This is a genomic window from Nostoc parmelioides FACHB-3921 (assembly GCF_014696625.1).
GTDB lineage: Bacteria > Cyanobacteriota > Cyanobacteriia > Cyanobacteriales > Nostocaceae > Trichormus > Trichormus parmelioides.
Map to the genome: position 1 here is coordinate 1 of NZ_JACJQL010000111.1, position 12,163 is coordinate 12,163.

5 protein-coding genes are annotated in these 12,163 nt (G+C 42.9%); all 5 read left to right on the top strand.

The window, feature by feature from the left end; all coding sequences use genetic code 11:
* Positions 1-1,555: 1,555 nt before the first annotated feature.
* Positions 1,556-2,902: a calcium-binding protein gene (locus tag H6G14_RS31305; protein ID WP_190572653.1), complete on the top strand. Its 1,347-nt coding sequence runs from the start codon at positions 1,556-1,558 to the stop codon at positions 2,900-2,902.
* Between the two features lie 505 nt (positions 2,903-3,407).
* Entirely contained in the window at positions 3,408-5,456 is a 2,049-nt protein-coding gene (locus H6G14_RS31310) for a glycosyltransferase (protein ID WP_190572655.1), read from the top strand.
* A gap of 202 nt (positions 5,457-5,658) precedes the next feature.
* Complete coding sequence (locus H6G14_RS33850) at positions 5,659-9,789, top strand: beta strand repeat-containing protein (protein ID WP_242054226.1); 4,131 nt, start codon at positions 5,659-5,661, stop codon at positions 9,787-9,789.
* A gap of 111 nt (positions 9,790-9,900) precedes the next feature.
* The gene (locus H6G14_RS31340; RefSeq protein WP_190572657.1) at positions 9,901-10,767 is read left to right on the top strand and encodes a calcium-binding protein; all 867 of its coding nucleotides are present in this window, start codon (positions 9,901-9,903) and stop codon (positions 10,765-10,767) included.
* Positions 10,768-10,795: 28 nt separating this feature from the next.
* Positions 10,796-12,163: cyclic nucleotide-binding domain-containing protein (locus H6G14_RS31345; protein WP_190572658.1), on the top strand; the 1,368-nt coding region annotated here is incomplete at its 3' end.

Consider the following 12,163-nt stretch of genomic DNA (forward strand, 5'->3'; position numbering starts at 1 on the left):
TGTGCTGTCGAGGGTTTGCTGATTTCTCTGATTGTTCGATACCTAGTGAGTAGATGATACTTTTTATCAATCCACTCTTTTGCCATTTTGTCAATGCGTAAGTCCTAAATTTGTTGTTGCAGTTGAGGAATTAACTTGACTGATTCTTTGGCAATCAATTCACATTGCAGAAGTATTTGCGGATCTGTCTACCTTGTTCACTTTTAGACAACATCCCCATTTCTTTGAAGCACTCGATTGTCAAATAAATTTTTTCAACTGGTCTACCTGTTTTTGAATTTTCCTCACTTCTGAGGAAAACTTGATATGGTAAAGCTTCTGGCGATTCTTCTGGGAGTTGTATGAAATAATCGAAGTTCCGTTCAAACAATGTCTTCTTGCGGCGATCGCATCATGCTAATTATTTTACAGGCACTCCCCATATCATAAATAATGCCCAATGAGACAACCATATCCCTAATTTAAAGCTATGTATATCATCGACTAATCTAATGAACAGATTCTTTATAAATTCCATACAGAAAATTGATCATAAGAGTATTATTCTCATGTATGATGTTAAGGAAAGCTAATACAAGCTAGTATAAGCTAATGCAAGCAATCAAATGTAAATTTCTTAAGCACCAAGTTTATTAAGGGTAAGAAAAAGCATTAACTATCCTTTGATAAACGGGGACTTAAAGATTTACGCCCTTTTTTCATCCGAGGTTTGAACTAGCGCAACTTCTGCATTGGCAACAAGCCGAAGGCATGAATGCACATAATATTGTGCATCAAAAATGCTCTGTTCCCTGTATTCGATTAAAGTGTTCCTAAATAAATATATATAGTTACAGCTATTTATCACTCTGGCTAAGGGTTTCAGGTACAACCGTTTAATTATCTACGGAGAAAGTATGTATTTCGAGACTTTGAGTAGTAGGATGTAGCAGTTTATAGTGATGGCAATCAAGATAATATTTATTTAGATTGGCATTGCCCACCATGTTTTTGCTGAGAATATTGCAGGATATGAGATTCAACAGGTGCGTTATTCGCTCCGGTTAAATATCAAGTAAGTGCTTTGCAATTTTTCAGTTTCAATAGTGATGATGTGTTGTCTAATTGCACAAATGCCTCAGATCATTTTGGATGAAAATCTAAAATCTAAATTTGATGCACACGGCTACATATTGGGAAAAACTGAAATTGCGTAAGAAATAGAGATATGTCTGACCACAAGCTGTAACCCTAACCTAGCTTTTGGTAAGCTGTTCTGCGTTCTTTTACGCCGACTTTCGCATAGCTTTATTACTTAAGTGTTCAATAAATACTATTTTAAGTGATCCAGAAAGTTTCGAGAAAGGTTGCTTTGCAAATATTTATTTATGGAGTAGTTGGGAATATGTATGACGAGCTAATACAGTATTTTCTCACCATGTCTTAATTACCCCCTCTGCTAATTTTGGGAGAGGGGGAAGTGGTGAGAGAACAGCCAAATTAAAGAGACTTGTATCGTGCATCCATCACGTTCAAGTTACGTACAAAAATTGCATTTTGAAACAAGGATAAGTTTATGGCAGTCAGAAACGGAACAGAAGAAAACGATACCCTCACCGGGACTAATAATGCCGATACGATTCGCGGCTTTGGTAAAGAAGACCTCTTATCTGGCTTAGGCGGTAATGACACCATCTTCGGCGGAGAGGACAAAGACACTGTGTTTGGTGGAGATGGTGCTGACAGAATATTAGGGGAAGGCGGTGAAGACGAGCTACATGGCGATGCTGGCAATGACTTCATCGATGGTGGATTAGATAACGATGTACTGTTTGGTGGAACTGGTGCTGACAGACTCTTTGGAGGAGCAGGCGAAGACGAAGTATATGGTGATGCCGGCAATGACACCATCTACGGCGGCGCTAACGCTAACGATGCACTAGATGGCAAAGATTTGCTCGATGGTGGGGCGGGTGCTGACTGGGTTTATGGTGGCTTTGAAGATACTGCCCAAGGTGGTGCTGGTGATGACACCCTAATTGGTAGCGACTTTGATGATGTGCTGTACGGTGATGATACCGAAGGTACTGTTGCAGGTGGTGCTGACTACATCGATGGTGGCGCAGGTAATGATACCCTTTACGGTGAAGCTGACAGCTTGGCTTCTGGTGGTAACGACACCCTTATCGGTGGTGATGGCGATGACATTCTATATGGTTATGCTGGTGACGACTCCCTCATCGGTGGAGATGGTATTGACTACCTCGATGGCGGTGATGGTAATGACATTCTTGATGGTGGCTTAGGTTCTAGCACCCTCTTAGGTGGTGCTGGTTTAGAAACTATCAGAGGTGGCGCAGAGGGTGACTACATCGATGGCGGCGAAGGTGCTGACAACCTCAATGGTCTGGGTGGCAATGACACTATCTACGGTGACCTGGGTGTAGCTGAATCTCTCGCTGGTAATGATGTGATTAATGGCGGTGCTGGTGATGACTTCCTGGATGGCGGCTACGGTGCTGACCGTCTCATTGGTGGCGCAGGCATTGACATTCTCTTTGGTGGTGAAGACTCAGAAACCCAAACTGTACGCGACACGCTAACCGGCGGTGCTGACACTGATTTCTTCCAATTGTATTATGCAGAATTTGTCCCAGAACCCCCCGTATTCGGTGAGCCAGTCATCACTCCTCCTGTTGGCGACTACATCAATGACTTCCAAAATGGTACTGATTTCTTCGTGCTGGAACTGCTGCAATTTGAGGATTTAGGATTCCAGAACACCACCATTAATGGAGTAACTGGTACTCGCATCTACGTTCTGACTGAAGGCTTTACTCCTGCTCAATCTGAAAACCTCGCCTTTGTGGCAGGTGTGAACCGTGGAGCGTTTGACGCATCAGATTTCATTGAGTCTATCTAAGAAATGGGTAACTAGGCGGTGTACTTTGGTTGGTAGCCAAGTAGCACACACCTAATAGTTACCCCAACCATGAAGAGTAGCTACAGAGTCTGGATAACTTTTTGGAGCTACTCTTCCGATGAAGTCTCAATTATAATCTTTTAATTTTTTTGTTTACTTCCAATTTAACTTTATTAACTTTTGGAAGTAGCCAGCAGAAACACGTATAGGTGAGTTATGCCGAACATATCCAAATGTTCTCCAGCATAGCTTTACTTAAACTCTTTTTCAGATAATTATTCCTGAGAAAACTGTTCCTCTAACGTTTCAATCTGATAGCTAGATAAACGGTTCAGTAGACTGCAATAAAATCATGCACGTCTAAATTACACAATTGCTAATAATGGCTGTCAACAGTTAACAGCCTTCACGATGGATTGTGTAACTTAAAAGCAGAATAGCTTAACTAGTCGAAAATCTGCTTAAACATAGTTGGGAAAAGCTGGAGACAAGTCATCAAAAAACCATGAGAATTTTATTTTTACACCCGAATTTCCCAGCCCAATTCCGTCATGTAGCGGCTGCTTTAGCTAAGGACAAAAATAACCAGGTTTTTTTTGGTACTACTCGCAAAGAAGGTAAATTGCCTGGTGTAAATCGGGTCATTTATAACCCTAAACGTGAGGCTCGGCCGGAAACTCACCATTACGTCAAACCCTTGGAAAATGCTGTTCTTCAGGGTCAAGGGGTGTATAGACTGGCAGAGCAACTGAAAGCACGGGGATTTGTTCCAGATGTAGTCTATGGTCATTCCGGTTGGGGCCCGACTTTATTTATCAAGGATATTTTTCCCCAAGCTAAGTTACTGTGCTATTTCGAGTGGTTTTATCATGCTCATGGTTCTGATGCTGACTTTGATCCCAACGATCCCATAACTGCGGATGATGAAGCCCGGATTCGGATTAAAAATGCACCGATTTTGCAGGATCTATATAGTTGCGATCGCGGTCTTTCTCCTACCTATTGGCAACGCCAGCAATTCCCCCTAGAGTATCACAATAAAATTAGTGTGCTGCATGATGGGGTTGATACTAATTTCTTTGTTCCCCAACCAGGAGCAAAGCTAGTTCTTCCCCGCATCAATCTAGACCTTTCTCACGTTGAAGAACTTGTTACTTATGTAGCAAGAGGTATGGAACCTTACCGGGGATTTCCCCAATTTATCGAGGCTCTCGCCTTACTCCAACAACAACGCCCTAATTGTCATGTGGTGATTGTCGGAGAAAACCGCGTCGCTTATGGTGAAAAGCTACCCGATGGCAAAACCTATAAAGAGGTGATGCTAGAAAAATATGAACTCGACCTTAGCCGAGTTCATTTTACAGGTTGGCTACCCTACGAAGAATATCGGCAAGTCCTGCAAGCTTCTTCAGCACACGTTTATCTTACCCGTCCCTTTGTTTTATCTTGGTCGATGCTGGAGGTTTTATCAGCAGGGTGCTTGCTGATAGGTTCGAGAACTGCTCCTGTAGCCGAGGTGGTGCAAGATGGTGTTAACGGCCTGTTAGCAGATTTCTTTTCACCGCAGGAAATATGCGATCGCATTGTAGAAGCCCTCAGTCATCCAGAGAAAATGGCTGCAATTAGGGCGAAAGCTAGGCAAACGATTCTAGAACGCTATGATTTAGCCCAGCTATTACCCCAACACCTGCAATGGATACAGCAGTCAGAAGAAACTCAACTCATTTACCCGTCGGGAGGAAGGAAGTTAGAGGCGATCGCCCCGATCAAAAACAAGGGATTTGGTAAGCAATCGCCAAAAGCCACATCTGAAACAACCTTACAAGTTCACAATCAGATATTAACAATTCAAGAAATTATTCCCCTCTTGAGTCGATATCAAATGTTACCAAAGCTTCAGCAAGAACTCTTAATTGACGAAGCGATCGCCTCTTTTACCTGCTCAAATGAGGAGCAAGCTAAGTGTTATCAAGAGTTTTGTCAACAACATCAGTTGTCATCACAAGCTGAACGCCAAGCTTGGTTACAGCAGCAAAACCTGACGGAAGCAGAATTTGTAGATTTAGCAACTCGCAACCTGAGGATTGAGAAATTCAAAGCAGCTACCTGGGGTAGCAAGTTAGAGTCTCATTTTCGCCAATTGAAACCAAAACTTGACCAGGTTGTTTATTCTCTGATTCGTATTCAAGATGGTTCTGTAGCTCAAGAACTTTACTTTCGCCTCCTCGAAGGTGAACAGTCCTTTGCTGAAATCGCCAGACAATATTCCCAAGGTGCAGAAGCTCAGACTGGTGGCTTAATAGTCCCTGTAGCATTGAGTACACCCCATCCCAAACTGGCGCGCATCCTTGCTATTAGCCAACCCGGTCAACTATCACCACCAACTAATATTGGCGATTGCTGGATAATCGTGCAGCTAGAAAAGTTTATCCCAGCGCAATTCGACCAACCGATGCGACAAAGGTTGCTCAACGAATTTTTTGCTGCTTGGTTAAAAGATCAAATGCAAAAAACTTCTCCACCACAATCGGGAGAAATCCAACATTCAGCTTGAAATTGCTCAGTCTTGCAATTTTGAAATCCAAAAAATAAGGTTGAAAACCTAGCTCCTTATGAATGGCTGAATTAATTAATTACGAATTACGAATTGGCTTTATTAGTTCCCTATTAATGCTTGGCAGGAACATTTATTTCATCAGGATTGCTTTTTGGCTTTCCTCTTGAATTCCTATTCCTTAAACTTTGAGGTATGTAGTATGCCAGCTCTTAACTTTAACGAACAGTTCTTAGTCGGAAACAACTTTAACGGTCAAAACCTCAATGGTTCGACGTTTTTCAAAGCTACTCTCACCAATGTTTCATTTTTCAATACACAGTTGAGAGGTACTAACTTTGAAGAAGCGAAACTATTCGATGTTGATGCCCGTAATGCTATCTTTGCTCCCAATAACAACTCTGGCCCAGCTAATCTTTTTAAGGCAACATTAGAAAATGTCAATCTCACGGGAGCAAACCTAACTGGGGCTAATCTCTCATTAATCGACACCAAATTTATCAATCTATCAAATGCCAATCTGACTAATGCCAATCTGCGAGAAGCTAATCTTAGTGGTGAACAGTCGGAACGACCAAACCTGAGAGGTGCTAACTTTACTAGTGCTGATCTGTCCTTAGCGAATCTGAAAGCAGCTGACTTTACAGGTGCTAATTTGACAAATGCTAATCTCCAAGGAGCAACTCTAGAAGCAACTCTTTTAGTTAACGTCAATGCTACAGGTGCTGACCTCCGGTTCACTAATTTCACGGATGTAACTCTGCGAGACTCTATTTTTGACCTCGCTAATTTGAGTGGTGTGGCTTTGAGTGATGCTCCCCTCGAAGCAAGTCAAACTGCTAATGTGAGGTTTCGTGGTGCTGATTTAAGTGGTGCATTGATAAATGATGCCGTTCTGAGTGGTTCTGATTTTAGTGCCTATGTTGCTAGTAATGGTACAGTTACAGTGACAAACCTGACTAGCACGAGATTTGATACTACTGATGTCAGTGGAGCTAACTTCAGCCAAGCAAATGCAGTAGGTGTTTTCATTAACGGGTCTGCGGTTGGTGCAAATTTCACCAGTGCCAATTTGACTGATGCTGATCTGTCAACAGGCGATTTTACAAATGCCAACTTCACGGGTGCTAACTTGAGTGGGGTGCTGACGACTGATGCGATCGCCATTGGTGCAAATTTCACTGATGCCAATTTGACTAATGCTGATCTGTCAAAAACCGACTTCACAAATGCTAGCTTTGTGGGTGCAAATCTTACAGGTGCGATCGCAGTTGATACCATTGGCTTATCTCTTGGTGATGGTAGTAATAATACTTTCACAGGTACTAGCAACGACGATAACCTCTTTGGTTTTGGGGGTAATGATACCCTTAATGGTGCTGGCGGTGATGATTATCTCGATGGCGGCGCGGGTGCTGACAGGATGGTTGGTGGTGCTGGTAATGACACTTATGCCGTCAATGCCACAGGTGATACCGTCGTTGAAAATGCCAATCCAGGTATAGATACCATCCGTTCTAGTCTTGCTAGCTATACATTAGGCAACAACGTCGAAAACCTGACACTAACTGGCACTGCTCAAAGCGGCACTGGTAACACCCTCAACAATATTATTACTGGTAACACTAGCAATAATACCCTCAACGGGGTTGCTGGCAACGATACCCTAATTGGCGATGCTGGTAATGACACCCTTGATGGCGGCGCAGGTAATGATTCTCTGATTGGTGGCACAGGTAACGACACCTACATAATTGATAGTGGCGATACCATTACAGAAAACGTCAATGAAGGTGTGGATACTGTCCAATCTAACCAGAACTATACATTAAGCAGCAACTTAGAAAACCTCACCTTGATTGGTACTGCCCAAAGCGGCACAGGTAATGAACTTGCCAACATCATCACAGGTAACACTAGCAACAATACCCTCAACGGGGCTGATGGTAATGATACCCTCAATGGTGGTGCAGGTGATGACACCCTCAATGGTGGTGCAGGTAATGACACCCTCAATGGTGGGACGGGTAACGACACCTACATAGTTGATAGTACCGGGGATGCGATCGTAGAAAATGCCAATGAAGGTGTAGATAATGTCCAATCTAGCCAGAACTACACCTTAAGTAACAACGTAGAAAACCTAGTTTTAGTAGGCGCAGCCCAAAACGGGACGGGTAATGCACTTGCCAACACAATTACGGGCAACACTAACAACAATACCCTCAACGGGGCTGACGGTAACGATACCCTAATTGGTGATGCTGGTGATGATACCCTGGATGGCGGTGCAGGTAATGACTCCCTAATAGGTGGTATAGGCAACGACACCTACATAGTTGATAGTACCGGGGATGTTATTACAGAAAATACTGACGAAGGTCTTGATACAGTTCAATCTAGCCAGAACTACACCTTAAGCGACAACTTAGAAAACCTCACCTTAATTGGTACAGCACAAAACGGAACTGGTAATGCACTTGCCAACATCATCACGGGCAACACTAGCGATAATACTCTCAACGGGGCTGACGGCAACGATACCCTAATTGGCGATGCTGGTAATGACACCCTGGACGGTGGCGCGGGTGATGACTCCCTGATTGGTGGTACAGGCAATGACACCTACATAGTTGATAGTACAGGAGATGCCATTACAGAAAATGCTGACGAAGGTCTTGATACTGTCGAGTCTAGTCAGGACTACACCTTAAGCAACAACTTAGAAAACCTCACCTTGATTGGTACAGCCCAAAACGGTACAGGTAATGCACTTGCCAACATCATCACAGGGAATGAGAGTAATAATACTTTAAGCGGGATTGATAGTAACGATACCCTAATTGGCGGTGCTGGTGATGACATCCTTGACGGTGGCGCGGGTGATGACTCCCTGATTGGTGGTACAGGCAATGACACCTACATAGTTGATAGTACAGGAGATGCCATTACAGAAAATGCTGACGAAGGTCTTGATACTGTCGAATCTAGTCAGGACTACACCTTAAGCAACAACTTAGAAAACCTCACCTTGATTGGTACAGCCCAAAACGGTACAGGTAATGCACTTGCCAACATCATCACAGGGAATGAGAGTAATAATATTTTAAGCGGGATTGACGGTAACGATACCCTAATTGGCGGTGCTGGTGATGACATCCTTGATGGTGGCGCGGGTGATGACTCCCTGCTTGGTGGTACAGGCAATGACACCTACATAGTTGATAGTACCGGGGATACCATTACAGAAAATGCTGACGAAGGTCTTGATACTGTCCAGTCTAGCCTAGACTACACTTTAGGCGATAACTTAGAAAACCTCACCTTGATTGGTACAGCCGAAACCGGGACTGGTAATGCACTTGCCAACGTCATTACAGGTAATGGGAATAATAATACTTTAAGCGGGGCAGAAGGTAACGACACTCTGATTGGCGATGCTGGTGCGGACACCCTTGATGGTGGTACGGGCGACGATTCCCTAATTGGTGGTAATGGAATTGACTGGCTTTTCGGCGGCGAAGGTAGTGACTATCTTGATGGTGGTGCAGGTGCAGGTGCAGGTGCAGATACCTTGAATGGTGATACAGGTGATGACTTACTGATCGGTGGTGGAGGTAACGACTATCTTGATGGAGGTACAGGTGCAGACACCTTGAATGGTGGTGCAGGTAACGACACCTATATAGTTGATAGTCTAGGGGATGCCATTACAGAAAACGTCGATGAAGGCACAGATACAGTCCAATCTATTCTGGACTATAGCTTAGGCGATAACCTAGAAAACCTGACCTTGCTTGGCACAGCCCAAAACGGTACAGGTAATACACTTGCCAACACCATCACAGGTAATGAAACTGACAACACCCTCAATGGGCTTGCTGGCAACGATATCCTCACTGGCAACGGCGGTAACGATACCTTACTGGGAGGAAATGGCAGCGATACCCTTGATGGCGGTGATGGCAATGATATCCTCAACGGTGGAGTCGGTGCTGACTGGCTCACAGGTGGTGCTGGCAATGATATCCTCACTGGCGCAGATGGTAATGATACTTTAATCGGCGGTGTTGGTAATGACACCATGAATGGGGGTGTTGGGAACGATACCTTTATCTTTGCATCGGGCTTTGGTGGCGATCGGATTAATGGTTTCACTGATGGTGAAGACAAAATAGACCTCACGGAATTTGCAATCAGTTTTGGTTCTTTGACAGTGACTCAAAATGCTGCAAATACGGTAATTTCCAGTGGCGTATTTGGGGCTGGTAATACAATTACTCTGGCAAACTTCACCGCTACCAATGTGGATGCTACCGACTTTATCTTTTAAGCATAGATCATAGGTAGCAGGTATTCAGATCCCCGACTTCTTTAAAGAAGTCGGGGATCTCTAAACTCTGGTGGACTACTAACAAACTAATTTCAGTGTATTTTAACGCCTATGCGGATTCTTTTGACTATAGCCCACTTTTTTAATGCCAACGGCAACGGTAAGCACGGTTCTCAAAGAAAAGACCCCAAGCCTCGGCTAGTTGCATTAACTAAAAGCATTGCTGCTTTACATCAGCTATTTGGCAAATCTCAAACCATCATCGACATTAAACAGAGGTTGGCTTTACCAGCCAATCAACCGCAATCCTACGATTTGGATGTTGTGATTTGTACTACCCAAGGTCATCATCTCTTAAATCAATTATCTTTGCCATCTCACTTTTATCAACACCATTCCACACAAGTAGAACCCATCTTGCTAGGGTTTGAGTGTCAAGCAATATTGCGTGATTCCCTTGGTAAATATGATTACTATTGTTTTCTTGAAGATGACTTAATACTTAATGATCCTTGGTTTTTTATTAAATTAAATTGGTTTACTCAGCAAGGAGGTGATCTCAATCTACTCCAGCCTAATCGCTACGAAGTTGCCACCAATTATTTAACCTGCAAATCCTATATTGATGGTGAGTTAGCACCTAAAATGACAGCCAATTTTCAAAATGTAAATGAAAAACCACACCTTCAGGGGATAATTATGGGGATGCCAATCACATTTCACCGTACCCTGAATCCTCATTCTGGTTGTTACTTTTTGAATGCTAATCAAATGGAACATTGGGCTAATCAACCTTATTTTATTGACCGCGATACCAGCTTTGTTAGCCCTTTAGAAAGTGCTGCAACCTTGGGAATCATGAAGACATTCCGGGTTTATAAGTCTGCCCCAGAACAAGCAAATTTTTTAGAGATTCAACACTTTGGTGCTGGATTTATCAGTCTGATTGGCAAACAGATAGGCTTATCGAAAAGTTGAAAAACTCTCAGTCTTCAGTTAATTTATAATGACTTATATTCAAAACAATTTTCAAAATTTTATAGCGACAATTGAGGGATTTGACCAATTATCAAGTGAAGCTCTTGCCGATTTATCAACACGAATTCAAACTCAAGTTTATTCATTGGGGCAAAAAATTATTGATCGAGAAAGCAGCCCTGAAAAATTAGCAATTATTTATGAGGGAACAGCTCGTCTATTAGGATATGACCCCCAAACCCAAAAGCCAATAACTTTAAAGTTACTCCAACCTGGAGAGATTATTGGTGAGATTAGTTTACTGCGAGAAGTTCCCTGTGAAATGGCGATCGCCTCTACTGAAGTGAAATGTTTAACTTTGGATGCTGATGATTATTACCATCTGCTCACAAGTTACCCAGATTTTGCCCAATTTCGTCAATACAAAACTCATCTAGCGGAAATATATCATGTTTTGAGTCTAAATTCGCAAAAATCAGATTTAGGCGATATCAATCTCAAAGAATTGGCTCGAAATGCTTTAGCTGGCGCAAAAATAGATTATCTCCCCCCTGGAAAAACATCACTTAGTCAACTCGATAACGAAAGGGTCTGGTTTGTCAGTGGTGGGGGAATTGTGAAAAACTTTGCTTGTGGTTCTTCCCTGGAATTTAATAATCTCCAAGACACGGTTGAGATTGAGGAAACAATCCCGGTGCGGTTGCTTGGTGTGCATGAGTCAGATTTCTTACTGAAGAATCAGTATATAGACATAAATGAAATTCCCTATGCACCTGTTGAAGAAGCACCAGAAGCAAAACCACAAAGTATAAAACATGAAATAAAGAATATAAAATACCCGCATTTTCCCGGCAAAGGACAATTAAATTCTGCGATCGCCTGTTTCCAAATGCTCTCCAAATATCTGGAAATGCCCTTTCGGCGGGACGTAATTAACCGCATCTTCACCCAGCAGATGAAACAGCATGGTGTAATACCGTTGCAGGTTTGTGCAACCTTGGCTGAATTCATTGGACTCAAAGCCAAATTAGGAGATATGCCTTGTTCACAAATCACGCGCATTCCCACCCCAGCCATAATTCACTATGGTGATAGCTATGGGGTTGTCTATGAAGCAAGCGATCGCCTGATAGTTATTGGTGTACCATCCAAGGGAATACTACGACTCAAACCTGCACAACTGCTTTCTCAGTTAGAACTAGAAGCAAGCAATTCTGACCAGATGCGGGTCTTGCTACTTTCCTCTACCAAAACCACACCCAAAAAACGCTTTGGTTTGCAGTGGTTTTTGCCCTATTTATCACGCTACCGCTTTGTACTTTTAGAAGTCTTTTTAGCTTCTTTATTTGTGCAGTTGGCAGCATTAGCCAACCCAATAATTATTAAAATCATTATT